29 protein-coding genes, 2 tRNA genes and 4 pseudogenes are annotated in these 23,071 nt (G+C 68.7%); 21 read left to right on the forward strand and 14 right to left on the reverse strand.

What is annotated here, in order from left to right; translation table 11 throughout:
- Positions 1-50: 50 nt before the first annotated feature.
- Positions 51-425, reverse strand: a pseudogene (locus AC0Z36_RS14190) (cellulase family glycosylhydrolase); the annotation flags it as partial.
- Here AC0Z36_RS14190 and AC0Z36_RS14195 point away from each other — a divergent pair.
- Positions 342-1,193: an extracellular solute-binding protein gene (locus AC0Z36_RS14195; RefSeq protein WP_485463203.1), complete on the forward strand. Its 852-nt coding sequence runs from the start codon at positions 342-344 to the stop codon at positions 1,191-1,193. The pseudogene AC0Z36_RS14190 and the gene AC0Z36_RS14195 sit on opposite strands and share 84 nt — an antisense overlap.
- Positions 1,156-1,629, forward strand: coding sequence for a hypothetical protein (locus AC0Z36_RS14200; RefSeq protein WP_485463204.1), 474 nt, complete (start codon positions 1,156-1,158; stop codon positions 1,627-1,629). Before AC0Z36_RS14195 ends, AC0Z36_RS14200 begins: the two co-directional genes overlap by 38 nt.
- A 99-nt stretch (positions 1,630-1,728) precedes the next feature.
- On the opposite strand, the gene AC0Z36_RS14205 is transcribed toward AC0Z36_RS14200, so the two are convergent.
- From AC0Z36_RS14205 to AC0Z36_RS14215, 3 genes are all read right to left on the reverse strand, one after another.
- Positions 1,729-2,805, reverse strand: a complete 1,077-nt coding sequence (locus AC0Z36_RS14205; RefSeq protein ID WP_485463205.1) for a baeRF3 domain-containing protein — start codon at positions 2,803-2,805, stop codon at positions 1,729-1,731.
- A gap of 404 nt (positions 2,806-3,209) precedes the next feature.
- Positions 3,210-3,305 (reverse strand): hypothetical protein, encoded by a 96-nt coding sequence (locus AC0Z36_RS14210; RefSeq protein WP_485463206.1) that lies wholly within the window; start codon positions 3,303-3,305, stop codon positions 3,210-3,212.
- A gap of 4 nt (positions 3,306-3,309) precedes the next feature.
- A complete protein-coding gene (locus AC0Z36_RS14215) occupies positions 3,310-3,726 on the reverse strand; it encodes a winged helix-turn-helix transcriptional regulator (RefSeq protein ID WP_485463207.1) in 417 nt (138 codons plus the stop codon).
- A gap of 112 nt (positions 3,727-3,838) precedes the next feature.
- On the opposite strand from AC0Z36_RS14215, the gene AC0Z36_RS14220 reads away from it, so the two are divergent.
- Complete coding sequence (locus AC0Z36_RS14220) at positions 3,839-4,360, forward strand: GNAT family N-acetyltransferase (RefSeq protein ID WP_485463208.1); 522 nt, start codon at positions 3,839-3,841, stop codon at positions 4,358-4,360.
- A 10-nt stretch (positions 4,361-4,370) separates the two neighbouring features.
- On the opposite strand, the gene AC0Z36_RS14225 is transcribed toward AC0Z36_RS14220, so the two are convergent.
- The gene (locus tag AC0Z36_RS14225) at positions 4,371-4,820 is read right to left on the reverse strand and encodes a nitroreductase/quinone reductase family protein (protein ID WP_485463209.1); all 450 of its coding nucleotides are present in this window, start codon (positions 4,818-4,820) and stop codon (positions 4,371-4,373) included.
- Between the two features lie 154 nt (positions 4,821-4,974).
- Here AC0Z36_RS14225 and AC0Z36_RS14230 point away from each other — a divergent pair, with 154 nt between their 5' ends.
- A complete protein-coding gene (locus AC0Z36_RS14230) occupies positions 4,975-5,652 on the forward strand; it encodes a TetR/AcrR family transcriptional regulator (protein WP_485463210.1) in 678 nt (225 codons plus the stop codon).
- Between the two features lie 104 nt (positions 5,653-5,756).
- Positions 5,757-6,275 (forward strand): gamma carbonic anhydrase family protein, encoded by a 519-nt coding sequence (locus AC0Z36_RS14235; RefSeq protein WP_485463211.1) that lies wholly within the window; start codon positions 5,757-5,759, stop codon positions 6,273-6,275.
- Positions 6,276-6,343: 68 nt separating this feature from the next.
- Here the strand turns inward: AC0Z36_RS14235 and AC0Z36_RS14240 are convergent, their stop codons facing one another.
- Positions 6,344-8,740: a Tex family protein gene (locus AC0Z36_RS14240; protein ID WP_485463230.1), complete on the reverse strand. Its 2,397-nt coding sequence runs from the start codon at positions 8,738-8,740 to the stop codon at positions 6,344-6,346.
- 245 nt (positions 8,741-8,985) lie between these two features.
- On the opposite strand from AC0Z36_RS14240, the gene AC0Z36_RS14245 reads away from it, so the two are divergent.
- From AC0Z36_RS14245 to AC0Z36_RS14260, 4 genes are all read left to right on the forward strand, one after another.
- Positions 8,986-9,408 (forward strand): DUF7873 family protein, encoded by a 423-nt coding sequence (locus AC0Z36_RS14245; RefSeq protein ID WP_485463212.1) that lies wholly within the window; start codon positions 8,986-8,988, stop codon positions 9,406-9,408.
- Between the two features lie 9 nt (positions 9,409-9,417).
- A tRNA-OTHER gene (locus AC0Z36_RS14250) sits at positions 9,418-9,548 on the forward strand.
- 12 nt (positions 9,549-9,560) lie between these two features.
- A tRNA-Pro gene (locus AC0Z36_RS14255) sits at positions 9,561-9,700 on the forward strand.
- Positions 9,701-9,899: 199 nt separating this feature from the next.
- On the forward strand, positions 9,900-10,223 hold the full coding sequence (locus tag AC0Z36_RS14260; RefSeq protein ID WP_485463213.1) for a hypothetical protein: 324 nt from the start codon (positions 9,900-9,902) through the stop codon (positions 10,221-10,223).
- A 61-nt stretch (positions 10,224-10,284) separates the two neighbouring features.
- On the opposite strand, the gene AC0Z36_RS14265 is transcribed toward AC0Z36_RS14260, so the two are convergent.
- From AC0Z36_RS14265 to AC0Z36_RS14275, 3 genes are all read right to left on the reverse strand, one after another.
- Positions 10,285-10,944, reverse strand: coding sequence for an HAD family hydrolase (locus AC0Z36_RS14265; protein ID WP_485463214.1), 660 nt, complete (start codon positions 10,942-10,944; stop codon positions 10,285-10,287).
- 71 nt (positions 10,945-11,015) lie between these two features.
- Complete coding sequence (locus AC0Z36_RS14270) at positions 11,016-11,432, reverse strand: DUF6262 family protein (protein ID WP_485463215.1); 417 nt, start codon at positions 11,430-11,432, stop codon at positions 11,016-11,018.
- Complete coding sequence (locus AC0Z36_RS14275; protein ID WP_485463233.1) at positions 11,419-11,589, reverse strand: hypothetical protein; 171 nt, start codon at positions 11,587-11,589, stop codon at positions 11,419-11,421. The genes AC0Z36_RS14270 and AC0Z36_RS14275 overlap by 14 nt, the downstream gene beginning before the upstream one ends.
- Between AC0Z36_RS14275 and AC0Z36_RS14280 the strand changes: the two genes are divergently transcribed.
- Positions 11,540-11,890 (forward strand): winged helix-turn-helix transcriptional regulator, encoded by a 351-nt coding sequence (locus AC0Z36_RS14280; RefSeq protein ID WP_485463231.1) that lies wholly within the window; start codon positions 11,540-11,542, stop codon positions 11,888-11,890. The genes AC0Z36_RS14275 and AC0Z36_RS14280 overlap by 50 nt on opposite strands.
- Here AC0Z36_RS14280 and AC0Z36_RS14285 read toward each other — a convergent pair.
- Entirely contained in the window at positions 11,873-12,508 is a 636-nt protein-coding gene (locus AC0Z36_RS14285) for an ATP-grasp domain-containing protein (protein WP_485463232.1), read from the reverse strand. The genes AC0Z36_RS14280 and AC0Z36_RS14285 overlap by 18 nt on opposite strands.
- Here AC0Z36_RS14285 and AC0Z36_RS14290 point away from each other — a divergent pair.
- A pseudogene (locus AC0Z36_RS14290) lies at positions 12,392-12,862 on the forward strand (HAD family hydrolase); the annotation flags it as partial. The gene AC0Z36_RS14285 and the pseudogene AC0Z36_RS14290 overlap by 117 nt on opposite strands.
- Before the next feature lie 70 nt (positions 12,863-12,932).
- On the opposite strand, the pseudogene AC0Z36_RS14295 reads toward AC0Z36_RS14290, so the two are convergent.
- From AC0Z36_RS14295 to AC0Z36_RS14305, 3 genes and pseudogenes are all read right to left on the reverse strand, one after another.
- Positions 12,933-13,325, reverse strand: a pseudogene (locus tag AC0Z36_RS14295) (ADP-ribosylglycohydrolase family protein); the annotation flags it as partial.
- A gap of 19 nt (positions 13,326-13,344) precedes the next feature.
- A complete protein-coding gene (locus tag AC0Z36_RS14300) occupies positions 13,345-13,641 on the reverse strand; it encodes an ADP-ribosylglycohydrolase family protein (protein ID WP_485463216.1) in 297 nt (98 codons plus the stop codon).
- A gap of 131 nt (positions 13,642-13,772) precedes the next feature.
- A pseudogene (locus tag AC0Z36_RS14305) lies at positions 13,773-13,934 on the reverse strand (hypothetical protein); the annotation flags it as partial.
- 47 nt (positions 13,935-13,981) lie between these two features.
- Between AC0Z36_RS14305 and AC0Z36_RS14310 the strand changes: the two are divergent.
- Entirely contained in the window at positions 13,982-14,425 is a 444-nt protein-coding gene (locus tag AC0Z36_RS14310) for a MaoC family dehydratase N-terminal domain-containing protein (RefSeq protein ID WP_485463217.1), read from the forward strand.
- A 10-nt stretch (positions 14,426-14,435) separates the two neighbouring features.
- Positions 14,436-14,828, forward strand: a complete 393-nt coding sequence (locus tag AC0Z36_RS14315) for a MaoC/PaaZ C-terminal domain-containing protein (protein WP_485463218.1) — start codon at positions 14,436-14,438, stop codon at positions 14,826-14,828.
- A 208-nt stretch (positions 14,829-15,036) separates the two neighbouring features.
- Here the strand turns inward: AC0Z36_RS14315 and AC0Z36_RS14320 are convergent, their stop codons facing one another.
- The gene (locus AC0Z36_RS14320) at positions 15,037-15,978 is read right to left on the reverse strand and encodes a LysR substrate-binding domain-containing protein (protein WP_485463219.1); all 942 of its coding nucleotides are present in this window, start codon (positions 15,976-15,978) and stop codon (positions 15,037-15,039) included.
- A gap of 123 nt (positions 15,979-16,101) precedes the next feature.
- On the opposite strand from AC0Z36_RS14320, the gene AC0Z36_RS14325 reads away from it, so the two are divergent.
- From AC0Z36_RS14325 to dmpG, 8 genes are read left to right on the forward strand one after another with little or no spacing between them, the layout of a single operon-like run.
- Positions 16,102-17,538, forward strand: coding sequence for a 2-hydroxymuconic semialdehyde dehydrogenase (locus AC0Z36_RS14325; RefSeq protein ID WP_485463220.1), 1,437 nt, complete (start codon positions 16,102-16,104; stop codon positions 17,536-17,538).
- Complete coding sequence (locus tag AC0Z36_RS14330) at positions 17,535-18,323, forward strand: 2-keto-4-pentenoate hydratase (protein ID WP_485463221.1); 789 nt, start codon at positions 17,535-17,537, stop codon at positions 18,321-18,323. The genes AC0Z36_RS14325 and AC0Z36_RS14330 overlap by 4 nt, the downstream gene beginning before the upstream one ends.
- Positions 18,320-19,036, forward strand: coding sequence for a 2-keto-4-pentenoate hydratase (locus AC0Z36_RS14335; protein WP_485463222.1), 717 nt, complete (start codon positions 18,320-18,322; stop codon positions 19,034-19,036). The genes AC0Z36_RS14330 and AC0Z36_RS14335 overlap by 4 nt, the downstream gene beginning before the upstream one ends.
- Positions 19,033-19,443 (forward strand): RidA family protein, encoded by a 411-nt coding sequence (locus AC0Z36_RS14340; protein WP_485463223.1) that lies wholly within the window; start codon positions 19,033-19,035, stop codon positions 19,441-19,443. Before AC0Z36_RS14335 ends, AC0Z36_RS14340 begins: the two co-directional genes overlap by 4 nt.
- 12 nt (positions 19,444-19,455) lie before the next feature.
- Positions 19,456-20,016 carry a 3-hydroxyanthranilate 3,4-dioxygenase gene (locus tag AC0Z36_RS14345; RefSeq protein ID WP_485463224.1) on the forward strand — a complete coding sequence of 187 codons (561 nt, stop codon included), beginning with the start codon at positions 19,456-19,458 and terminating at the stop codon, positions 20,014-20,016.
- Complete coding sequence (locus AC0Z36_RS14350) at positions 20,013-21,026, forward strand: amidohydrolase family protein (protein ID WP_485463225.1); 1,014 nt, start codon at positions 20,013-20,015, stop codon at positions 21,024-21,026. The genes AC0Z36_RS14345 and AC0Z36_RS14350 overlap by 4 nt, the downstream gene beginning before the upstream one ends.
- A complete protein-coding gene (locus tag AC0Z36_RS14355) occupies positions 21,023-21,943 on the forward strand; it encodes an acetaldehyde dehydrogenase (acetylating) (protein WP_485463226.1) in 921 nt (306 codons plus the stop codon). The genes AC0Z36_RS14350 and AC0Z36_RS14355 overlap by 4 nt, the downstream gene beginning before the upstream one ends.
- Positions 21,940-22,953: a 4-hydroxy-2-oxovalerate aldolase gene (dmpG, locus tag AC0Z36_RS14360; RefSeq protein WP_485463227.1), complete on the forward strand. Its 1,014-nt coding sequence runs from the start codon at positions 21,940-21,942 to the stop codon at positions 22,951-22,953. The genes AC0Z36_RS14355 and dmpG overlap by 4 nt, the downstream gene beginning before the upstream one ends.
- Positions 22,954-23,071: the final 118 nt, after the last annotated feature.

Raw genomic sequence — 23,071 nt, forward strand, 5'->3', positions numbered from 1 at the left:
AAGTCGGCGTCGGTGGTGACGAGGTAGTCGGTGAAGTTGTCGAACCAGGTCTTGGACTGCTGGTTGGTCTCGTCGTCGCCGATGCCGAACTCGCTGATCCACACCGGGGCGGTGTAGTGACGGCCGGTGTCGGCGGAGACGAAGAACGCCTGGCGGTTGAGCGTTGCGAACAGGTCCGCGCGGCTCATTTCCTGGTAGCGCAAGTCGTGGGTCTCACCGGTGCCGGTCGCGCCGGTGTGGTTCGGCCCGGTGTAACCGTAGAAGTGCGCGGAGTAGACGAGTTTGTCGGAGCGGACGAGCGTGTGGGACAGCGTCCGGGCCGGTTCCAGGGTGGGCCGCCAGTGCGGCGTGATGTCCGTCGGGATGCCCTGCCAGTTGATGCCCTCGACGATGATCAGCAGGTCGGCGTTGGCCTCGGTGAGGATGCGGTCGCCGACACGGGCGCGGCACCGGCCGGCGGTCAGACCGCCGGGGCCGACCAGCTCGCGGCAGCGCTCGACAAGCCGGCCGAACTGACCTTCTGGACCTGGGTCCCGAACATCGACAAGACCGTCGCGCTGTTCGAGAGGAAGTACCCCAAGGTGAAAGCCAACGGCGGTATCTACGGCGTGCCGCAGGACACAGGCCCCATGGTCATGTACTACCGCACCGACATCCTCGAGAAGTTCGGCGTGACCCCGCCCAAGACCTGGGACGAGTTCAAGGCCAGCGCCAAGAAGGTGCACGACGCGGACCCGGGCACGTCGCTGACCTACGTCGACCAGGGCGACGCCGGTTCGGCCGACAGCCTGATGTGGCAGATGGGCGCGCAGTCCTTCAAGTTCGACAGTGGCTCCACGTACGGCGTCGACCTCAAGGGCGACCCGGGTGGCAGTACCTGCCGTTCCAGGTCTACGCGAACAGCGTCTTCAAGGACACCGTCGGCCAGCACTACAAGGCTGACGGTGACCTTCCCAAGGGCCTGGGCGACTGGCAGGACCGGATCACCGCGTACGGCAAGGAGCGGGGTTTCACGACGAAGTAGGCAGCGCGCGTCCGGATCCGCGGGGAGGGAATCCCCGCGGCTCCGCTCCGCTTCCCGCACACTCCGCACGAACTCCCCGACACCTGAAGGGTCTTCCCGTATGACACTCACTCTCCCCCTCCTGCCCGGACATGATCGGCGGCGGGGAGTTCAACTTCGTCCCGGGTGAGGGTCTCGACCAGGAGTTCTTCGTACGGTATGCGCAAGTGGCGGCGCTCTTCCCGATGATGCAGTTCTCCGCCGCGCCGTGGCGGGTGCTCGACGCGGAGCACCTGGCCCACTGCCGGGCGGCGGCCGTGCTGCACGCTTCCTTCGGCCCGGAGATCCTGGCGCTCGCCGAGGAGTCGTCCCGTACGGGCGAACCGGTCCAGCGTCCCCTGGAGTTCGTCTTTCCCGGCCTGGGTTACGCGGGGATCACCGACCAGTTCCTGCTCGGCACGGATCTGCTGGTGGCCCCGGTGGTGGAGCAGGGCGCGGGCTCACGGACGGTGGTGATCCCACCGGGCGTCTGGACGGCCGGCGACGGGAGCGCGCACGAGGGCCCGGCCACCGTCGAGGTGGCCGCCCCGCTGTCGCGTCTGCCCTACTTCCGGCGCAGCGCCTAAAGGGAGAATCGCGTACGGGAACGACCCCGTACGCGATTCTCCCCAGTGCTTGCGATTCCCCTCAGTGCCCGCGGCTGCGCTCAGGAGCCGCGTCCACGCTCAGTAGCGCAGCGCGGCGGCGATGCCGCCGTCTTCCTTCAGTGCGTCCGTCGGCACGAAGGTGACCTGCCCCTTGTGCTCCAGGACGGCTTCGACGACCGAGTCGACGATGTCGTCGTGGGCGTCGTCGCCGCCCACGGTCAGGACTTCACCGTCGATGCTGCCGGTGATCCGGTAGTCCTCCTCGACCACCAGGTGCGCGACGCGGCCTTCGGTGACCAGTGACCACACCTCCTGGACGCCGCCGCCGAAGCGCTTGGCGCTGCGCGCGTCGACGAGCGCGGCGAGGGCCTTGTCCGTCTCGGCGGCGGCCAGTTTCTCCCTGGCCGGCGCGAGGGCGGCGGCCAGCTGCGCGGGGGTGGCGGTCAGGAGGCCGCCGACCTCGACGGTCGCGGCGACGAGCGTGTGGTGCTTGCTGGTGTCGCAGAAGCCCTTGACCTCCTGGCCGAGGCCGACCACCACGACGGGATCGCGACTGTCGTCCAGCGCCAGACCCAGTCCCTCGTCCGCGGCGCGGACCAGGCGGCGCCAGTCCTCGCCCTCACCCTTGGGGCTGTCGCGCCGGTGCATGGGCTCCAGGCGGTCGAAGGGCTGGACGGGGAAGCCGTAGTAGCTGACCTCCCGCACGGTGCCGTTGACCCCGCGCCACAGCTTGACCTCGGCCTCGCTGAGCACCAGGGCCCAGTAAGAGCGCTGCCGGGCGGACGCGGCCACCAGGTTGCGGGTGAGGTAGGTGGTGGAGAGCACGACCCGCTCGGGGACCGGCTGCGGCAGCACGAAGTGGCGGTGTTCGTCGGCGGTGGCGTAGAGCACCAGGCCGTCCAGGAAGTGCTCCGGGTCCAGCTCCTCGACGGCCGCCTTGAGGTTTCCGACGATCTTCACCCGCTGTTCGCGGGAGAGCCCTTCGTCAGCGGTGAGCCGCTGCTCCGCGGTGGCGACGAGATTGCGCAGCCGGATGTGGTCCTGCTGGTTCTCGGGCCGGTGGCGGTGGGTCGGCAGGGTGACCGAGACAGCCGGGTACGTGCGCGGGGTGCGCAGTTCGGCGAGCAGCTCGGGGGCCAGGGCCGGAAGCAGCATGTGTGTCCTCCTGCGGGGTGGGGCGACAGTCGATTCTTCGCCCGAAAGAACATTAAATCCGACATGTCGGTCATATTCTCTCCGGCGAAGAGGTGTTGGCGCGTCCCGTACCCACTGCGACCCCCACAACACCGGTTTCCACCGCATCCGGCAAAGATCCGGCGCGACGGCGGACCGGGTGGGAAAATCCCGCCCGGGACCCGCACGCACCGACGGTGGCGGCCGCGGCACACACGGTTGACAACTGTCAGTTCGGGTCGTCGGTCCCCGTCTCCGGCAAGAAGAGGTGCGGGGCCGCGCTCCTGCCCGGAGGCGGCGCTCCGGCTACTGGCGCCGCGGCCCGTGCTGCCGGATGCGGACGGCACCGACGACGGTGGTCCGGGCCCGGCGCACGCCCGGCCCCGTCAGGCCTTGGCGTCGTCGTACGTCTGCCGGTTCGCCGGGATCTCGTCGATGTTCGACTCGGCCCAGTCCTGCACCGTGAGGTAGACGCCGATCATGCTTTCACCCAGGGGCGTCAGTGAGTACTCCGTACGCGGCGCGACCTCGGCGAAAGACCCCGCGGGTGAGCAGGCCGTCGCGCTCCAGGTCCCGCAGGTTGGCGGTGAGGACCTTCGGGGTGATGCCCGCGATGGCGTCGCGCAGGCCGGTGAAGCGGCGGGTTCCGGAGGCGAGGGCCAGAATGATCAGCAGGCTGCACTTGCCGCCGAGCCGGTGGAGGACGTGGTGATCAACTCGGTCGGCGGCGGTGGCGGCCCCGAGCACATCAAGACGATCCACCCGGCGGCCGAGGCCGGCGAGCGCACGGGTTCGTACCGCACTTCGCTCGACGACCTGGTCCTGGACGCCGCGGGCGTCAGCCGGATCACCACCGAGGACTACGCGGTCGCCCTCGTCGACGAGGTCGGGAAGCCCCAGCACCCGGGTGAGCGGTGCACCGTCGGCTACTGAGGCAGCCGCCGGCCGCTGAGGTCCTTTTCTTCAGACGTACGGGACACTCCCTGCCGGGGGGGCACCCCGTACGCTCGCGTCCGTGACGAACTCCAACCAGCCGGACGCTGTCGCGCTGATCCCCCTGGACAGCGACTCCGCCGCGGTCTCCCGCCTGCGCGCCGCCGTGCTGAAGCTCGCCCCGTACGCCGAGCAGGAACAGTTCAGCAGCCGGGCCGCCCAGACTCTGCCGATCGCCGACGCCGATCCGTTCCGGACGCCGTTCGCGATCGCGTACGACGGCCAGGCCGTGGGCTTCGGAGCCCTCGACGCCAAGGGCTACCTCGACGAGGTCGGCGACGACCCCGGCAGGGCCGTGGTGCTGCGCGCGTTCTATCTGGCCGCCGCGTGGCAGGGCAAGGGCCTGGGCGGCGCGGCGATCCGCGCGCTTCCCGCGCTGGCGAAGGCCGTCCGCCCCGACGCGGGTGAGCTGCGCCTGACCGTGAACGTCCGGAACCCCCAGGCCGTACGGGCCTACCTGGCCGGCGGGTTCCAGGACGCCGGTGAGTTCTACTTCGGCGGCGACTCCGGGCCGCAGCACGTTCTGCGGTGGCCGCTCGCCTGAGCCCGTTGTCTCAGCTGATGCGAAAGACCGGGTGCCGCGGGGCGATCCGCTCGATCTCCTCCTGCGGCGCGTCCGCGCTCACGTTGTCGAAGAAGACGCCGGTCTCCGCCTTCCAGTGGCGGAGGTAGGCGCGCAGCAGGCCGGGCTTCTGCTCGTCGCCGAGTTCGACGGCGGTGAAGGTTTCCACAGTGCGCCGGGCGCGCAGTTCTCCGGTGCCGGAGGCCCGCAGGTTGCGCACCCACTGGGTGTTGCCGCGCGGGGCGACGAGGTAGCGGACGCCTTCGAACGTCAGTGGGTTGACCGGGGTGGTCCGCCATTCGCCGCTGGTACGGCCCCGGACGGCCAGGACGCGGGAGCCGCGCAAGGGCAGTCCGGCCTTGGTCAGCCCGGACACCAGCGGGTTGAGCACGTTCTTCGTGATCCAGCCGGGCGCTTGGTAGTGGCTCGGGGCGGTGGTCATGTCGACTCCTTCTGAATTCCTTGCGTTTCCTTGCGATTCCTTTTCGGAGAGCACTGCTCTCGCTTGAGAACAGTGTGCACGACATGGTGAGATCAAAACAAGAGCACCGCTCTCATTTTTTGCCGCTGCTCTCAGATCTGGCAGAATGACCCCTATGAACGCCAGCCGAACCGCCCGCGACCGGGCCCGCACGGAACTGACCCGGGAGATCAAGGACGCCGCCCGCCGCCAGGTGGCCGCCCAGGGCGCGGAGCGCCTCTCCCTGCGCGCTGTCGCCCGGGAGCTGGGCCTGGCGTCCTCCGCGCTGTACCGCTACTTCCCCAGCCGGGACGACTTGCTGACCGCGCTGATCATCGACGCCTACGACACCCTCGGGGCCGCTGCCGAAGCCGCCGTCGCCGTACCGGGCACCCCCCGCGCGCGCTGGCTCGGGCTGTGCACCGCCCTCCGGACGTGGGCCAAGGGGCACCCGCACGAGTACGCCCTGGTCTACGGCACCCCCGTGCCCGGCTACCAGGCCCCCCAGGACACTGTGGGCCCGGCCGCGCGGGTGCCGCTCGCACTGCTCTCCCTGCTCCGCGACGTCGGTGTGCCCGCGGCGCCGGCCCTGCCGGAGGACCTCACCGACCAGCTAGCCGGGTTGGTCGAGGAGGCCGGCCTGGGTGTCCCCGCCGCAGTGCTCGCCCGCGCCCTGCTCGCCTGGACGCAGGTGTTCGGCGTACTCAGCTTCGAACTCTTCGGCCACCTGGTGGGCAGCGCGGACCCGGCGGACATGTTCTTCGAGTACACCGTCGACCAGACCGCGGACCTGCTCGGCCTACCTGCGTCCTGACCTGCCGCAGAGGTGGTCGGCCTTCCATAGTCGCGTGCGGCTCCTTACGATCAAGGACGCCCCGATCCGCCGCGTCGATCATCTGCTGACGAAAGGTCACCACCATGCCTGTGTACGCCCTCGGCGCTGTCGAGCCGACCATCCACCCGAGCGCCTTCATCCACCCCGACGCCGTGGTCATCGGCGCGGTGGAGATCGGCGCGGACTCGTCAGTGTGGCCCTGCGCCGTCCTGCGCGGGGACCACGGCCGGATCGTCATCGGGGCGCGTACATCCATCCAGGACGGCACGGTCATCCACACGACGGACGAACAGCACACCACCATCGGCGACGATTGCGTCGTGGGCCACAACGCCCACCTCGAAGGTTGCGTCATCGAGGACCACTGCCTGGTCGGCTCGGGGTCGACCGTACTCAACTTCGCCGTTGTGGGCCGGGATTCCGTCATCGGCGCGCAAGCGCTCGTGCCCATGCACAAGGTGATCCCCGCGGGGTCCACCGCGCTGGGTGTGCCCGTGAAGGTCACCGAAGGCAAGGGCACCGGCCCGTTGCACGAGCTCAGCGTCCAGGGATATCTGCACCTGTCGGAGCTGCACCGTACGACGATGCGCCGGATCTCCTGACCCACTGCAACGGTCCTGGGGTTTGCGGGCCGGAACCCGGCCCGCAAATCCCAGGACCGCCACTCCGGCTATGTGCCGAGACCTGCTCTGCGGAGCGCGTCGGCGAGTGCCGTGTTCGCGGGTTCGGAGGCGGGAGCCGGACGGCCGCCGCCCTGGCGCGGTGCGCCCTGTCGCGGTGCGCCCTGGCGGCCGCGGTCCTGGCGGGGCATGTCGCCGCCGCCGGTGCCGCCGCTGTCGCGCTGCTGACCGCCCCGGTCACTCCCCCCGGCGCGCTTCCCACCGCCTGAGGTCGCGCCCACTTCATCGTCCAGGCGCAGCGTCAGCGAGATCCGCTTGCGCGGCACGTCGATCTCCAGGACCTTCACCTTGACCACATCGCCGGACTTCACGACGTCGTGCGGGTCGCTGACGTAGTTCTTCGACAGTGCGGAGATGTGCACCAGCCCGTCCTGGTGCACGCCGACGTCCACGAACGCGCCGAACGCGGCCACGTTGGTGACCACACCCTCCAGGAGCATCCCGGGCTGCAGGTCCTTGATCTCGTCCACGCCCTCCTTGAAGGTCGCGGTCTTGAACGCGGGGCGCGGGTCGCGGCCGGGCTTCTCCAGCTCGGCGAGGATGTCGGTGACGGTCGGCAGGCCGAACTTCTCATCGGTGAAGTCCGCCGGGGAAAGGCCGCGCAGCGTTGTGCTGTTGCCGAGCAGCGCCTTCACGTCGCCGCCGCTGGCCGCTGCGATCTTCCGGACCACCGGATAAGCCTCGGGGTGCACGCTGGAGCCGTCCAGCGGGTCGTCCCCGCCGGGGATGCGGAGGAACCCGGCGGCCTGCTCGAACGCCTTGGGGCCGAGGCGCGCGACACCCTTGAGTGCTTCGCGCGTACGGAAGGGGCCGTTGCCGTCGCGGTGCGCCACGATGTTCTCCGCGAGCCCGGTGGTGATGCCGGAGACGCGGGTGAGCAGCGGCACGGAGGCGGTGTTGACGTCCACCCCCACGCCGTTCACGCAGTCCTCGACCACCGCGTCGAGGGAACGGGAGAGCTTCAGTTCGGAGAGGTCGTGCTGGTACTGCCCGACGCCGATGGACTTCGGGTCGATCTTCACAAGTTCGGCGAGGGGGTCCTGGAGGCGGCGGGCGATGGAGACCGCGCCGCGCAATGAGACGTCCATGCCGGGGAGTTCCTGGGTGGCGTAGGCCGAGGCGGAGTACACCGACGCTCCGGCCTCCGAGACCATCGCGCGGGTGAGCTTGAGCTCCGGGTGCTTCTTGATGAGCTCTTCGGCAAGCTTGTCGGTCTCGCGGGACGCGGTGCCGTTGCCGATGGCGATCAGGTCCACGTTGTGGGCCTTGGCGAGCGCGGCGAGTTTGCCGAGTGCCTCGTCCCAGCGCTTGGCCGGGACGTGCGGGTAGATGACGTCGGTGGCGACGGCCTTGCCGGTCGCGTCGACCACAGCGACTTTGACACCTGTGCGCAGGCCGGGGTCCAGGCCCATGGTGGCGCGGGTGCCCGCCGGTGCGGCGAGCAACAGGTCGCGCAGGTTCATGGCGAAGACCCGTACGGCCTCGTCTTCGGCTTCCTGGCGCAGGCGGGTCCTGACGTCGATGCCGAGGCGCACGAGGATTCGTGTGCGCCAGGCCCAGTGGACGGTGTCAAGCAGCCAGCGGTCGGCGGGCCGGCCGCGGTCGGCGATCTCGAAGCGGTGGGAGATCGCCTTCTCGTAGCTGCTGGGACCTTCCTGCGCCTCCTCGGGCTCCAGGGTGAGTGTGAGCATGTCCTCCTTCTCACCGCGCAGGAGTGCCAGGACCCGGTGCGACGGGAGCCTGCTGAAGGGCTCGGAGAAGTCGAAGTAGTCGGCGAACTTGGCGCCGGCCTCCTCCTTCCCTTCCCGTACGGCCGACGTCATGCGGCCGCGGGCCCACATGCGCTCACGCAGGTCGCCGATGAGGTCGGCGTCCTCGGCGAACTTCTCGACGAGGATGGACCGCGCACCGTCGAGGGCCGCGGTGACGTCTGCGACGTTCTCGTTGAGATATGCGGCGGCTTCCGCCTGGGGGTCCTTGGACCTGTCCGCGAGCAGCAGCTCGGCCAGCGGGGCGAGACCGGCCTCGCGGGCGATCTGCGCCTTCGTGCGCCGCTTGGGCTTGAACGGGAGGTAGATGTCCTCCAGGCGGGACTTGGTCTCCGCTGTGAGGATCTGCGCCTTGAGCGCGTCGTCCAGCTTGCCCTGCGACTCGATGGACTCGAGTACGGCCGCCCGGCGCTCCTCCAGTTCACGCAGGTAGCGCAGCCGTTCCTCGAGGTTGCGCAGTTGTTCGTCGTCGAGGGTGCCGGTCACCTCCTTGCGGTAACGCGCGATGAACGGCACGGTCGCGCCGCCGTCGAGCAGCTCGACCGTTGCGGTCACCTGCCCCTGCCGTACGCCGAGTTCTCCGGCGATGCGCTGGTGGATGGACGTCTGTACCGACACCGACACTGTGCGTTCCCGTCCTGTTGCGTGGGTTTCGGGTGCATTCTGCCGCTGTTCGACAGTGGTTGTCGCCTCACGGGGGTGCCCGGGAGGTGCGGGGCCACCCGGATGTCCGGTGCGGCGCCCGCCTCGGGTGGCCGTACCGATCACTGGACAAACGTAGTTACCCCGAGTGTGGCAAGTGGCTGTCAGGATCGGTCAGAATAGTCGTGCGGCCAATCCCTAAGCCTGTTAGCGTCCCGTACGTGGCGAAACTCAATCAGATCATCGCAGTGGAAAAGGGCGTCAAGTCCAAGTCGGCGCAGGGCCTTTCGGAGGCCCAGCAGTCGGTCCTCAAGACGGCGTTGCTGTCCGGGCTGTCCCGGACCTACCAGGCCAAGGATGAAGAGGGCGAGCAACTCCCGCCCGAGTCCAGCCGGGTCCAGATCAAGGCCGAGGCGACGGAGAACCACCCGGCGCAGGTCGAGATGTACTTCGAGGACGTTGCGGTCGGCTACTGGACCACGGTGAAGTTCTCCGGCGCGCTGCCGGCCCGCAGGGTCAACGAGATCCTGGAGCGGGTGGAGAAGTTGCAGCAGTCGGTGAAGTTCGCCCGTGAGGAGGCCAACGGCGCAGAGGTCGCCGACCAGCGTACGGGCGACCTCGTCTTCGGCTACCTCTTCGGCTAGCGGGCCACAGCAGGGGTAACCTCACAGACACCTTCCGCGGGAGCGCGGAAGGCGGCGCTCACAGCAGCGCCACAACCTGAAAATGAAGCTTGTCGTGACAAAGCGTGGTGACAGTGCGGGTTCGATTCCCGCTCCCGGCTTCTTCCCGCCGGGGTAGCCCAACTGGCAGAGGCAGCCCGCGATAAATCTCAGACTCCCGCTCCAGATTCAGCATCCGCCGCCGATCGCCGGGCGGCCGGACACGGACTACCGATGTTGGTTTGCCGGTTCGACTCCGGCCCGGGCCGCTCCATGGCCCGGTCGCTTAATGGCAGAGCACTGCATCATGACGACTGATCCGTAGTCCACCAACGCACCGGCGTGCGCAATTGGGTGGCACTCAGAAGCCCGGGAGCCGGCTAAAGCTCCCGGGCTTCGCCATGTGGGCGCCACACGAGGCCCGGCGGCCTTCTAGAGTCCAGCCCATGAGGCTTGTGTGGTCCCAGTGGGGCGTGGAACTGACGGCGACCCTGGCAGCGGTGCCATTGGCAGTGCTGGTCGCGGTTCTGATGACACGTCACCGGACGCGCAGGGGTATTCCGTACGCGACCGCCCGTCGTCGTTCAGTCGCGGAAACGGCCGCCGTCGCCGGGACGATCCCCTGGGTCTGGATGATCCTCACGCCCGTCGGCCACGGCCGTGCACTGAGCCTGGTTCCGCTCAAAGACCTTACCGAACTCTTCGGTGACAGGCCGTCAGTGATCGCGACGCAGCTCGGCGGCAACCTTGTGGTGTTCGAGGTTATGTCGATCTCCCCATCGCAGGGACTGGTCTGACGTGCTGCTTTGCGAGATGGACATGTCGTTTCAGCAGTTTTGGGCGAGGGGCAGTGCGAACTCAGACGGCGGCGGTCGCCAGCAGTTCGGGCAGGTTGCGCATGTCGTCGAACACGACAGTGCCTACTCCCTCCAGCCGCGAGGCCGGGGTGAGACCACCGCAGTAACCGAAGGCCCGCATGCCGGCGGCCCGAGCTGCCTGCACTCCGTATGCGCTGTCTTCGATCACCGCGCACCGCTCGGGTCGTACCCCCATGGAACGTGCGGCGTGCTGGAAGAGGTCCGGTGCGGGCTTGCCTCGACGGACGTCGGCCGCGCTGAAGATGTGGTCCTTGAAGTGGCCCGTCAGATCGGCGATTTCCAGGCTTCTACGAATGCCGGCGTGATCACCGTTCGAGGCGACGCAGACGGCAGTGGTGAGGCGCCCCAGAACCTCAGCGATGCCATCGACAGCGGTCAGTTCGGCCTCAAAGGCCGCATCGTAGAGATGCTCGTATCGCTGCTGCCAGCCCTTCTCCAGGCGCCGCCCGAGTCGTTCCTCGACAGCTGCGGTGTAGACCTCGGTGGACGAGCCGACGAACCGCTCGATGATTTCAGCTTCAGTGAACGTGCATCCCAGGTCAGCCATGATTATTGCGTCTACTTTGATGCATATCCTCTCGCTGTCCACCAGCACGCCGTCACAGTCGAAGATCACCAGTTCAACAGGGCTCTGCGTCATGACCGGCAGCGTAGAGGGCGGCCGGTGCAGGCCCTGCGGTGCGTCGGGCTGTCGTCGGTTTTGCCAGAGTTTCACCGTGAGCTGCTTGCACCACCCACCGGCGTACTCGACAGCACGCGGAGCCGGTGGATCTCGCCGTGGGCGGTCTCCAGTTTTCGGGTGAGGTCGGCGACCTGGTCGCGGAGTTGCCGGTTTCGTTCGAGCGCGGTCTCCAGCCTTCGGTGCAGGGAGGCGTCGCTGGCCGCGTTCCGGGGGCTGCGGTGGGGGGCCGGGGCTCGCTGCTGGAGCTGGTTGATCGCGGTGATGAGGTCGGTCTGCGTGTATAGCCAGGACCTGGAGACGCCGGCCGCGTTTGCGATGCCGACGACGGTGGGCCGTTCGTTGAGGCGGGCTGCTGCCTTGATTGCTTCTTCGGCCTGCTCGCGTGCTTGTCTGCTGCGTGCCTTCGAGGCTTCGACGAGGAAGCGGGCGTTGTCAGCCGGTGGCATCGAGATCGGTCACCTTTCCGCCAGCCACGATCTGTTGCGGTCCGGCCTGTTCCAGGGCATCGATGATCGTTTCGAGCTTGCCGAGCGTGCGGGTGTTCTTCTCGACGATGCGCGACAGGCCGGCTTGCTCGGCGTCGCCGATCCTGTGGAAGCTCAACGAACTCGGCCGGCAGCGCTTTGTGGAACTACAGCGCAACATCGGCACGATCACGCCCAAGGTGCTGACCCAGCGGCTGCGCCAGCTGGAGCGTGACGGGCTTGTCGTGCGCACCTACTACCCCGAGGTCCCGCCGAGGGTGGAGTACGAGATCAGCGAGCTGGGGGTCAGCCTGGCCCCGCTGTTCGCAACCCTGGTGACGTGGTCGCACAGTCACATGCCTGTGGTTGAGGCCGCGCGGCACGACTACGACACGGCACCGGAGCCGCTGCCCAGCCGCCGGTCAAGCGGGACCGGCTGAACGCAGGACCACATCCAGCGCCCGTGCCGGGTCGGCGGCGTAGATATTGCTGAACCACGCCATGTCGGCTTCGACCACAGCCCACTGTTCGTCGCTGCGATCGGGTGCGGTGAGCAGTCCGACGTCGAGGACAACAGCGCTGGGGAGCGATGCGGCAACTCTGGCGGAAAAGCCGGTGATCTCCTGGCGTCGCGGATCCGATTCCAGCGGTGCGGGATCGAGCCGCCCGAACACCGCGTAGCGGCAGCCGGTGTGCACCTGCCCGTCGAGCAGGAAGAGCCGGTACTCCGTGGTGAAGGTGACGATCCCCGAGACAAGCACGGGGAGTTCTCCGGGCAGTCCCGTCGGCAGTCGTGTGCCGTCTGCGTAGACGCAGGCTTCGAAGCTCTTGTCGCTGGGCGGCTTCACGAACACCGGGGTGCTGAGGCGGCGCGCCTCCGCGAAGGACATGGCCTCGATCCGACGCCCGACGAGTTCGTACGGAAACCTCGTCAGCCAGTCGTCCGGCGGTTCGAGCAGCATGAGTCCGAGGTCGTCCCGGATTTTCGCGGCGAGCAGCGGGCCACCGTAGAAGTGCGTACGGCCACGCAGCGCCGCCAGGTCGGTCCCGGGCGTCAGGACCACTGTTTCAAGTCCCCGCGCCTGAGCGGCCTCAAGTTGGGGGTGGTCAGCGATGTCGGCTGGGATCTACGGGCAACCTTCGCCCACCACAGGCTCGACCAGTGCATCTCCTCCTGGGTGCACTCCTACGAGCACAACTCGGAGAAGCCCGACCCGCTGCTCTTCCAGCTCGCCTGCCGTGAGCTGGGCGTCGAACCGGCCGAGACGCTGATGGTGGGCGACCATCCGGCCAAGGACGGCGGCGCGGCGACGGCGGGGCTGCGTTCCTATGTGCTCCCCGCCGGAGCGGTGCCCGGCTCGTGCTGCGGGCTGGACGCGGTGCTCCGCCTGACCTGTCCCGCCGCTGACTGATGGTCAATATGCCGAAGATGGTGGTCATTCCGGTGAAAATGACCACCGTCTTCGGCATATTGATCTTCAGCTAGCACTCGGGCAAAGCCTCACAGAACCCCGCCCAAGGGTCCACCGCCCCCGCCGCGCCCAGGATGCCGCCGACTATCGCGCACGTCGTGTCGACATCCCCGCCGGCGGAGGCGGTGGTCCACATCGCTTCCTCAAAAGAATCCAGGTTCCCGGCCGCGGCCCACAGCGCGAACGGGACCGTGTCCGCGGCGCTGACGTGGCGGCCGTTGCCCAGCCGGTGGGCGGCGTATTCCACGGGTTGGCCGACCAGCGCGCACGCTTCGGCGATGCCGTCGTGGACACGTCCCGACGGGACGTAGTCGAGAATCACCCGCAGAAACACGGCAGCTGACGGAAGCTCAGAACGGCAGCGCACGGCGATCGCCGCCCCCACGGCGACAGCGGTCGCTCCGGCGACAGCTTCCGGATGTCTATGTGTGACAGTGGCCGACCGCGCGGCCTGCGCAGCCGTAACCCCGGTCGAAGTCGTGGCGTGCGGCGAACAGCCGGACGAGCGGGTCCGCTACGACGGTTTCGTGCGTACGGAGATGTTCCAGCAGAGCACAGGCCATCTCGGTGTCGTCCGTCCACGGCCACTCAGGTGGCGGCAGCGTCCGGATTCGAAGAAGAGGCAGGTTGCCGGGTACGAAGAACTGGGCGCCGAAGGCGTCCCCGGTGGCGAGTCCGCGCAGGGAGTCGAGTGCGGCGGCGTGGTGGGTGGTTGGCATCGGGAGCATTCTGCCCCCGGTCGGGGGTGGAGCGCTGGGAATTGTTCGGCGGCACCAGGCAGTCCGGGCCGGGATCGGGTACGGGTCTTGTGCGACAGATCCGCACCCGGTTCAAAAATCCTCAGCAGAGGTCCGGCCCGTCGGTGGACGTCACGTGTGCCGCGCTCCCAGAAGCGGCCGAGGGCGAAGCCGTTGATCCAGGCCATGCCCTTGGTCCAGCCGTCGGTGCGCAGGAACGTGCCGACGGGGGAATCGACGGTGACGGAACGGTCGCCCTTGCGCTGACACGTGATCCGACGTTGACTTCAGCGATCGTCATCCTCGAGGAGAAGGCGGGTCGATGATCGACAAGAAGGTCATAGGGCACAGGACTGAGCCGTTCACAGTGGACGTGGAACGCGGCCGGCTGAAGATGTTCGCCAACGCCATCGGCGAGACCGATCCGGTGTACTCCGACGTCGAAGCCGCGCGGAAGGCCGGGCACCGGGACGTCCCCGTACCGCCGACGTTCCTGTTCTGCCTGGAGATGGAAGGCCGTTCGGGTTCGTTCGGCCTGATCACCGAGCTGGGCATCGACATCGGGAAGATCCTGCACGGCGAACAGGAGTTCACCTACCACGCCATGGCCTACGCGGGCGACCGGCTGACGTACAGCTCGGAGGTCACCGACACGTACAGCAAGAAGGGCGGCGCGCTGGACTTCATCGTCCGGACGACGCACGTGGCCCGGGCCGGCGAGCCGGTCGCCGGGCTGCGCAACATCATCGTCGTCCGCAACGGCTGAGGGGATTCAGATGAGCGACCTGACGGTCGGGGCGAAACTCCCCGCGTTGCAGATCAATCCGGTCCGGCGGAGCACCCTCGCGCTCTACGCGGGCGCTTCCGGGGACCACAACCCGATCCACATCGACCTGGACTTCGCGCGCGCGGCCGGGATGGACGACGTGTTCGCGCACGGGATGCTCTCGATGGGCTATCTCGGGCGGCTGCTCACCGCGTGGGTGCCGCAGGAGCGGATCCGGTCGTACGGGGTGCGCTTCACCGCGATCACGCCGGTGGGCGCGCAGCCGGTCTGCACAGGCAAGGTGGTTTCGGTGGAGGACGGTCTGGCGCGGGTCGACGTGACCGTGACCCTCGAAGACGGCACGGTCACGCTGACCGGCCACGCGACCGTCGCGGTGGACTGAGAGCACCGGCTGAGAGCGCTGACCGAGAACGCCGGCTGAGCGCATCGACCAACTGAACAGACGGGAGAGATCTGGTGGTCATCCGTCCGGAATGATCACCAGATCTCTCCCGTCTAATCAGTTGGACAAACCAGCCAAGTCGGCCGAGCCAGCCAAACCGGACGAACCACGCCCCAGCCCACGAACTCCCGCACCCCGTAGCGCTCTTTCACCCACTTCCCGCAGCGGTCAGCGAGGCCCGGAGCGTCACCGCCTCCGCGTCCAGGCAGTCGAGGAGCTCCCGTACGGCCGGGGTCGGGGTTCCGTCGGCGAGGACCGTGGTGCCGACCGTCCGGCGGACGGAGTCCAGCGGCACGGGCAGCACCGCGAGCCGGTCGTCGCTCACGGCCACGAGCTCCGGCAGCGCCGCGATCATGTCGGTGGCCAACAACAGTGCGCGCATCGTCAGGATCGAGGTGCACTCGACCCTGTTCGTGGGCAGTGCGAGTCCCTGCCGGGTGAAGTGCTCGGCGAGTTCACTGCGCAGTGCGGTCTGCTCCAGCGGCAGGATCCACGGGTGCACGATCGTGTCCGCGAGCGTGTGCGGGCCGTCGTTGAGCAGCGGGTGGCCGTGCCGGACGACAAGGCGTACGGGTTCACTGTAAAGCGGGCGCTGCACGACCCGGGTCGGCTCCGGCGGCGGGTTGAGCCGCCCGACGATGACGTCGACCTCCCCGGCGAGGAGCTGCGGGTGCAGTATGTCGGGGGTCGCCTCGCGGACGATCACGGTGACTCCCGGGCGGTCCCTTTTGAGCCGCGCCACAGCGCGCGGCAGCAGCACGCTGGTGCCCGCCAGGAGGGTTCCCACGGTCACCGTGCCGAGCTGCCCGGCCCGGAGACCCGTCAGATGGTCGTCGGCCCGCCTGACCTCGGCCAGCACCGCGCGGGCGTGCCCGACCAGGGCGTGACCGTACGGGGTCGCAGCCATGCCGTGCGGCCCGCGGTCGAAGAGCGGCACCCCGGTGAGCGTTTCGAGTTCGCGCAGTGAGCGGGTCGCCGCGGGCTGGGTGAGGTGCAGTGCGTCGGCAGCCCGGGTCAGTCCGCCGTGTTCGGCGATGGCCACGATCAGGGTCAGATGGCGGAACTTCAGACGGCCGTCGAGCAGGTCCATGCCGCAGTCCTCACGTTATAGCAGTTCAGGTATGACGTACGGCATATCAGGTATTGGTACGGCATGCCTAAACTGCCCCAGAATCAGCCTGAGCAGATCCGAGTTCACAGGAGGCAGGACCGCATGGGCGCACTACGCAGGGCTGAGCACTACATAGGTGGTCGGTTCGACGCGTCGGGTGCGGCTTTTGCGCTGATCGACCCGGTCACCGGGGCGGTCAACGGCGAGGCGGTCGCCGCCGACGCCGGAACGGTCGACCGGGCGGTCAGAGCGGCGAACAAGGCGCTTACCGGCCCGTGGGGTGCGCTGGACGTGCCGGGGCGCTGCGCGGTCCTGCGGCGCATCGCCGATGGGATCGAGGCCAGGTTCGAGGACTTCTGTGCCGCCGAGACCGCCGACACGGGCAAGCCGTACGCACTGGCCTCCACCATCGACGTCCCGCGTGGCATCGCGAACTTCCGGGCGTACGCCGACCTGGCCATCGGCCGGGCCGAGGAGTCGTACCGGACGCCAGAGGCCTTCAACTACACGGTGCGCAAGCCGCTCGGCACCGTCGCGGTGATCGCCCCGTGGAACCTGCCTCTCCTGCTGCTGACCTGGAAGGTCGCCCCCGCACTCGCGGCCGGCAACACGATCGTGGCCAAGCCCTCGGAGCTGACGCCGTCCACGGCGACACTCCTGGCCGAGGTGATGCACGAGGCGGGTCTGCCCGCCGGTGTGTTCAACCTCGTGCACGGCCCCGGATCGACCGGTTCGCACCTGACCGCGCACGAGGGTGTGGACGCCATCGCGTTCACGGGCGCATCGCACACCGGCCGCGTCATCATGCGCAGTGCCGCCGCGAACCTCACTCCGGTGTCCTTCGAACTGGGCGGCAAGAACGCCGCTCTGGTCTTCGCTGACTCCGATCTGGAGGCTGCGGTGAAGGGCACCGTACGCTCCTCTTTCACTCATGCCGGGCAGATCTGCCTGTGCACCGAGCGGGTGTACGTCGAGCGCTCCGTCTACGACGAGTTCACCGCCGAACTAGTGCGTCAGACAAGGCTGCTGACACTGGGTCGGCCGTATGACGGTGTCGACCTGGGCCCGATGGTCTCGGCCGGGCACCGGGCGAAGGTCCTCGGTTACTACGCCAAGGCCGCGGCCGACGGCACGATCCTCACCGGCGGCGGTGTCCCGGAGTTCGGCGACGACCGCGACGGCGGCTTCTTCGTCCAGCCGACGGTCATCGCCGACCTCCCAGAGGACCACGCGGTGGTCCAGGAGGAGATCTTCGGCCCGGTCTGCCGGGTGACGCCGTTCGACACCGAAGACGAAGCCGTACGGCTGGCCAACGGCACGAAGTACGGCCTGGCCGCCACGGTCTGGACGACGGACCTGGCGCGGGCCAACCGGGTCGCGCCGAAGATGGACGTCGGCATCGCCTGGGTGAACTGCTGGAACCTGCGCGATCTGCGCACCCCGTTCGGCGGGGTGAAGTCCTCCGGCATCGGCCGCGAGGGCGGCAACCACTCCCTTGACTTCTTCTCAGAACCGATGAATGTGTGCGTGCAGCTGTGACTGATGTTCTGAAGGCCGCCGAGCGGCTCGCCGAGGCACGCCGGACGGGGGTTCCCGTCGAACCGGTACGGGACCTCATCAAGGACCTGGCCGACGCGTACGCGGTGCAGAAGCACTGGGCGGACACGCGGGTGAAGGACGGACGCCGGATCGTCGGGCGCAAGATCGGCCTCACCTCGGCTGCGGTTCAGAAGCAACTCGGCGTGGACAGCCCGGACTTCGGCACTCTGCTGGACGACATGGCGATCCCGGACGGTGCGGACATCCCGTACGGCTCCGTTCTCCAGCCGCGCGCCGAGGCCGAGGTCGCACTCGTTCTGGAGCACGATCTGACACACGAGCGGCACACCGTCGCCGACGTCATCCGGGCGACCGCCTTTGTGCTGCCGTCGATCGAGGTCGTCGGCAGCCGCATCCGCGACTGGGACATCACGCTGAACGACACGGTCGCGGACAACGGCTCGTCGGCGCTGTACGTGCTCGGCACCCGGCCGGTGCTGTTGAAGGACATCGACCTGCGTACGGCCGGCATGGTCATGGAGCGCAAGGGCGAGCAAGTGTCCACCGGCACCGGCGCGGCCTGCCTGGGCAGTCCGCTCAACGCCGTGCTGTGGCTCGCGGACATGCTCGTCAGTATCGGGGAGCCGCTGCGCGCGGGCGACACCGTACTGACCGGGGCGCTGGGCCCGATGGTGGCCGCGCTTCCCGGTGACGTCTTTGAAGCGCGGATCCAGGGTCTCGGCAGCGTCCGGGCGGCATTCGCAGGCGAGGGTGGGCAGGCATGATCGAGGATTTCGCAGCACGTCTCGACAACGCGGCGCTGAAGGCCGTGGCGATCGAGGGCAAGTCCACCGGTCTGGAGATGTCCGACGCGTACGTCGTGCAGGAGTCCCTGATCGGCCGACGCCTGGACCGCGGCGAGCGGCTGACCGGCCTGAAGCTCGGGTTCACGAGCACCGCCAAGATGCGCCAGATGAACATCTCCGACCAGATCCACGGCCGGCTGACCGACGCGATGGAGGTCGCCGACGGCGCCACCCTCGACATCAGCGGGCTGATCCACCCGCGCATCGAGCCGGAAGTCGCCTTCCTCATCGGTGTCCACGGGCAGGCGGAGGCCATCGCGCCGGCCCTGGAGATCATCGACTCCCGGTACACGGCATTTGGCTTCACGCTGCCGGAAGTCGTTGCTGACAATGCGTCATCCAGCCACTACGCGCACGGTGCCTGGCAGCCGGTCCGGGATCTCGACAACCTGGGTGTGCTGCTCGAAATCGACGGCAGGGTGCGGGAATCAGGTTCGACGGCGGCGATTCTCGGGCATCCGATGCGGGCGCTGGCGGCGGCTCTGCGGCTCGCCGCTGAATCCGACACCCCGCTGCGGCCCGGCGACATCGTGCTCGCGGGCGCTGCCACAGCCGCTGTTCCGCTGTACTCCGGATCCCATGTCCGGGCGACCGTCGCCGGACTCGGTGTGGTCGAAGTGAGCATCCGATGAGCGCGGTCACCGTCGAAGGCGCCGCCACTCCGCGCGGCAGGTTCCCACACCTGAAGCGGGCCGGGGACTTCGTCTACGTCTCGGGGACGAGTTCGCGCCGTCCCGACGGGAGCTTCGCCGGGGCCTCGGTGGACCCGATGGGCGTCACCGACCTCGACATCCGCGAGCAGACCCGGGCCGTACTGACCAACATCGACAGCCTGCTCAAGGCCGTCGGCGGTTCGCTCGCCGACGTCGTGAACGTGACGACCTACCTGGTCAACATGAACGACTTCGGCGGCTACAACGCGGTCTACGCCGAGCACTTCGACGAGACAGGCCCCGCCCGCACGACCGTCGCCGTGCACCAGCTGCCGCACCCGCACCTGCTCATCGAGATCAGCGCGACCGCTTATCTTCCGGCCTAGGGGGTCACCGGCATGAGTCTCAACGCGTTCAACCTGCAGGCCTGGATCGACGAGCACCGCGACCTGCTCAAGCCGCCGGTGGGCAACGTCCAGATCTGGAAGGACGCCGACCTGATGGTCACCATCGTCGGCGGCCCCAACCAGCGCACGGACTACCACGACGACCCCATCGAAGAGTTCTTCTACCAGCTCAAGGGGAACATGGTCCTGCGGGTGATGGAGGAGCCGGGGCAGCCGCCCCGGGACATCCCCATCCGCGAGGGCGACATCTTCCTCGCCCCGGCGCACCTGCGGCACTCGCCGCAGCGCCCGGAGCCGGGCAGCATCGGCCTGGTTGTGGAGTTCGCCCGGCCGGCCGGGTCCAAGGACGCCTTCGAGTGGTACTGCGTGGAGTGCGACGCGCTCGTGCACCGCTCCGAGGTGCAGCTCCAGTCCATAGTCGACGATCTCCCTCCCCTGTTCGCCGCCTTCTACGAGGACGAGAAGGCCCGCACCTGCGGTCACTGCGGAGCCGTGCACCCGGGCAAGCAGTGGCCCGACGAACTCCGACCCAGCACTCAGGAACCCGCATGAGCACTCCCGTCATCGATACGCACGCGCACGCCTTCCCGCTGGTCTCCGCGAAGGAATCGCGGCTGCTCCGCCCCGACGGCGAAGGGCCCTGGCTGCGGGACAACGGCGACGGCACCGGCATGATGATGCTGGGCGTCCACGATTACCGACCGGTCACCAGCGCCCTGTGGGACGCCGGATCCCGGCTCGCCCACATGGACGCCACCGGTGTCGACATCCAGATCGTCTCCAGCACCCCGTTGATGTTCGGCTACGCCGAAGATCCCGTACGGGCCGCTGAGTGGTGCGAGTTCGTCAACGACCGGATGATCGCGGGCTGTTCGTCGAACCGCCTGGTTCCGCTGGCCCAAGTGCCTTTGCAGGACGTCGAAGCCGCCTGTACGGAGGCCACCCGCGCGGTGCGGGCCGGCGCGCGGGGCATCCACCTCGGCAACCACGTCGGCAAGCAGGACCTGGACGACGGCGCGGTCGTCGAGTTCCTCACCCACTGCGCCCACGAAGGCGTGCCGGTCCTCGTCCACCCGTGGGACATGACCACCGACGAGCGGTCGCAGGACTTCATGCTCGCGTGGCTGGTCGGCATGGCCTCGGAGACCCAGCTGTCGATCCTGCGACTGATGCTCACCGGAGCCTTCGAGAAGCTCCCGACGTCGCTGAAGCTCATCTTCGCGCACGGCGGCGGCAGCTTCCCGTACCTCCTCGGCCGGGCCGACAACGCCTGGAAGCGCCGCGACATCGTGCGCAAGTCCAGCGAACTGCCGCCGTCGGGCTACCTCGACCGCATCCACGTCGACTCCGCCGTCTTCGACCAGCGCGCGCTGCGCCTGCTCGTGGACACGATGGGCGCGGACCGGGTGCTGCTCGGCTCGGACTTCCCCTTCCCGCTCGGCGAGGAGGAGCCCGGAAAGCTGGTCCGGGACAGTGACCTGACGTCGGATCAGAAGGCTTCCATCCTCGGCGGGAACGCCGCCGAACTCTTCCACCTCACGCCCGCAGAGGCCGCCGTATGAGCACGAACGTCGCCATCATCGGTTCCGGCAACATCGGAACCGACCTGATGATCAAAATAATCCGGGGTTCCGGGACGTTGGAGATGGGCGCGATGGTCGGCATCGACCCCGATTCCGACGGCCTCGCCCGGGCCCGCCGCTTCAAGGTGCCCACCGTCTCCGACGGCGTCGAAGGGCTCATCAAGCTCGACGGGTTCGACGACATCGGCATCGTCTTCGACGCCACGTCGGCCGGTGCCCACAAGCACAACAACGCGCTGCTCGCGCCGTTCGGCAAACGCCTCGTCGACCTGACGCCCGCCGCGATCGGCCCGTACATCGTCCCGCCGGTCAACCTCGACCAGCACCTCGACGCGCAGAACGTCAACATGGTGACGTGCGGCGGCCAGGCCACGATCCCGATCGTGGCGGCGGTCTCGGCCGTAACCCCCGTCGTCTACGCGGAGATCGTCGCCTCCATCGCGTCGAAGTCGGCAGGGCCGGGCACCCGCGCGAACATCGACGAGTTCACCGAGACCACCTCACGCGCCCTTGAGACGGTCGGCGGCGCGGCGCGCGGCAAGGCCATCATCGTGCTCAACCCGGCCGAACCGCCGCTGCTGATGCGGGACACCGTGCACTGCCTGGTCGCGCCCGACGCCGACACCGACGCGATCACCGCCTCGGTCCAGGCGATGATCGCGACGGTCCAGGAGTACGTGCCGGGCTACCGGCTGAAGCAGGAAGTGCAGTTCCACCCCGCGCCCGAGCAGCTCGCCGGGCCCGCCCTCCAGGTCAGCGTCTTCCTCGAAGTCGAGGGCGCGGCACACTACTTGCCCTCCTACGCGGGAAACCTCGACATCATGACCTCGGCCGCGCTGCGTACGGCCGAAGCGATCGCCGGGCGCATCGCCACCACCCAGGAGCTGCCGGTATGACGCGCCTTTACATCCAGGACGTGACCCTCCGGGACGGCATGCACGCCATCGGGCACCGCTACACCGTGGATCAGGTCCGTACGATCGCCTCCGCCCTGGACGCCGCGGGCGTCGACGCCATCGAGGTGGCGCACGGCGACGGGCTCGCGGGCAGCTCGCTGACCTACGGGCCCGGCGCGCACACCGACTGGGAGTGGCTGGAGGCCGCGGCCGACGTCATCACGACGGCGAAGCTCACCACGCTCCTGCTCCCGGGCATCGGCACCGCCGAGGACCTGCGGCGCGCGCACAGCCTGGGTGTCCAGTCGATCCGCATCGCCACGCACTGCACCGAGGCGGACGTCTCCGCGCAGCACATCGCGCTGGCCCGCGAACTGGGCATGGACGTCTCGGGGTTCCTCATGATGTCCCACATGAGCGAGCCCGCCGCGCTGGCGCAGCAGGCCAGGCTGATGGAGTCCTACGGCGCGAACTGCGTGTACATCGTGGACTCGGGCGGCCGGCTGACGATGGACGGTGTACGGGACCGCGCCCGCGCGTACCGCGACGTCATCGACCCGGCGACGGAGATCGGCATCCACGCGCACCACAACCTGGCACTCGGTGTGGCGAACTCCGTTGTGGCGGTGGAGAACGGCGTCACCCGCGTCGACGCCTCCCTCGCCGGGATGGGCGCCGGCGCGGGCAACGCGCCGCTCGAACCCTTCATCGCGGTGGCGGACCTCATGGGCTGGGAGCACGGCTGCGACCTGTTCCCGCTGATGGACGCCGCCGAGGACCTCGTACGGCCGTTGCAGGACCGGCCCGTGCGGGTGGACCGCGAAACCCTCACCCTCGGTTACGCGGGTGTGTACTCAAGCTTCCTCCGCCATGCCGAGAAGGCTTCGGAGCGCTACGGCGTCGACACCCGCGACATCCTCGTGGAGGTCGGCAACCGGCGCATGGTCGGCGGCCAGGAGGACCTGATCGGCGACGTGGCCTTGGATCTGGTCGCGCGCCGCACCAGCTGACAACCGCTCAACAGGTGGGGTCGCGGGGGGGGGGGGGGCCCCCCCCCCCCCCCCCCCCCCCCCCAAACCCCCCCCCCCCCCCCCCCCCCCCCCCCCCCCCCCGAGGGGGGGCCCCCGG

This window comes from Kitasatospora sp. UYEF31, assembly GCF_057291755.1.

Excerpts from the sequence above, each read along its gene's own strand:
- AC0Z36_RS14200 (WP_485463204.1), top strand. The coding sequence starts at position 1,156 with ATGATCGGCGGCGGGGAGTTCAACTTCGTCCCGGGTGAGGGTCTCGAC.
- AC0Z36_RS14205 (WP_485463205.1), bottom strand. The coding sequence starts at position 2,805 with ATGCTGCTTCCGGCCCTGGCCCCCGAGCTGCTCGCCGAACTGCGCACC.
- AC0Z36_RS14210 (WP_485463206.1), bottom strand. The coding sequence starts at position 3,305 with ATGATCGGCGTCTACCTCACGGTGCAGGACTGGGCCGAGTCGAACATC.
- AC0Z36_RS14225 (WP_485463209.1), bottom strand. The coding sequence starts at position 4,820 with ATGACCACCGCCCCGAGCCACTACCAAGCGCCCGGCTGGATCACGAAG.
- AC0Z36_RS14230 (WP_485463210.1), top strand. The coding sequence starts at position 4,975 with ATGAACGCCAGCCGAACCGCCCGCGACCGGGCCCGCACGGAACTGACC.
- AC0Z36_RS14235 (WP_485463211.1), top strand. The coding sequence starts at position 5,757 with ATGCCTGTGTACGCCCTCGGCGCTGTCGAGCCGACCATCCACCCGAGC.
- AC0Z36_RS14265 (WP_485463214.1), bottom strand. The coding sequence starts at position 10,944 with ATGACGCAGAGCCCTGTTGAACTGGTGATCTTCGACTGTGACGGCGTG.
- AC0Z36_RS14270 (WP_485463215.1), bottom strand. The coding sequence starts at position 11,432 with ATGCCACCGGCTGACAACGCCCGCTTCCTCGTCGAAGCCTCGAAGGCA.
- AC0Z36_RS14280 (WP_485463231.1), top strand. The coding sequence starts at position 11,540 with ATGCGCGACAGGCCGGCTTGCTCGGCGTCGCCGATCCTGTGGAAGCTC.
- AC0Z36_RS14300 (WP_485463216.1), bottom strand. The coding sequence starts at position 13,641 with ATGCCAACCACCCACCACGCCGCCGCACTCGACTCCCTGCGCGGACTC.
- AC0Z36_RS14310 (WP_485463217.1), top strand. The coding sequence starts at position 13,982 with ATGATCGACAAGAAGGTCATAGGGCACAGGACTGAGCCGTTCACAGTG.
- AC0Z36_RS14315 (WP_485463218.1), top strand. The coding sequence starts at position 14,436 with ATGAGCGACCTGACGGTCGGGGCGAAACTCCCCGCGTTGCAGATCAAT.
- AC0Z36_RS14320 (WP_485463219.1), bottom strand. The coding sequence starts at position 15,978 with ATGGACCTGCTCGACGGCCGTCTGAAGTTCCGCCATCTGACCCTGATC.
- AC0Z36_RS14325 (WP_485463220.1), top strand. The coding sequence starts at position 16,102 with ATGGGCGCACTACGCAGGGCTGAGCACTACATAGGTGGTCGGTTCGAC.
- AC0Z36_RS14335 (WP_485463222.1), top strand. The coding sequence starts at position 18,320 with ATGATCGAGGATTTCGCAGCACGTCTCGACAACGCGGCGCTGAAGGCC.
- AC0Z36_RS14340 (WP_485463223.1), top strand. The coding sequence starts at position 19,033 with ATGAGCGCGGTCACCGTCGAAGGCGCCGCCACTCCGCGCGGCAGGTTC.
- AC0Z36_RS14345 (WP_485463224.1), top strand. The coding sequence starts at position 19,456 with ATGAGTCTCAACGCGTTCAACCTGCAGGCCTGGATCGACGAGCACCGC.
- AC0Z36_RS14350 (WP_485463225.1), top strand. The coding sequence starts at position 20,013 with ATGAGCACTCCCGTCATCGATACGCACGCGCACGCCTTCCCGCTGGTC.
- AC0Z36_RS14355 (WP_485463226.1), top strand. The coding sequence starts at position 21,023 with ATGAGCACGAACGTCGCCATCATCGGTTCCGGCAACATCGGAACCGAC.
- dmpG (WP_485463227.1), top strand. The coding sequence starts at position 21,940 with ATGACGCGCCTTTACATCCAGGACGTGACCCTCCGGGACGGCATGCAC.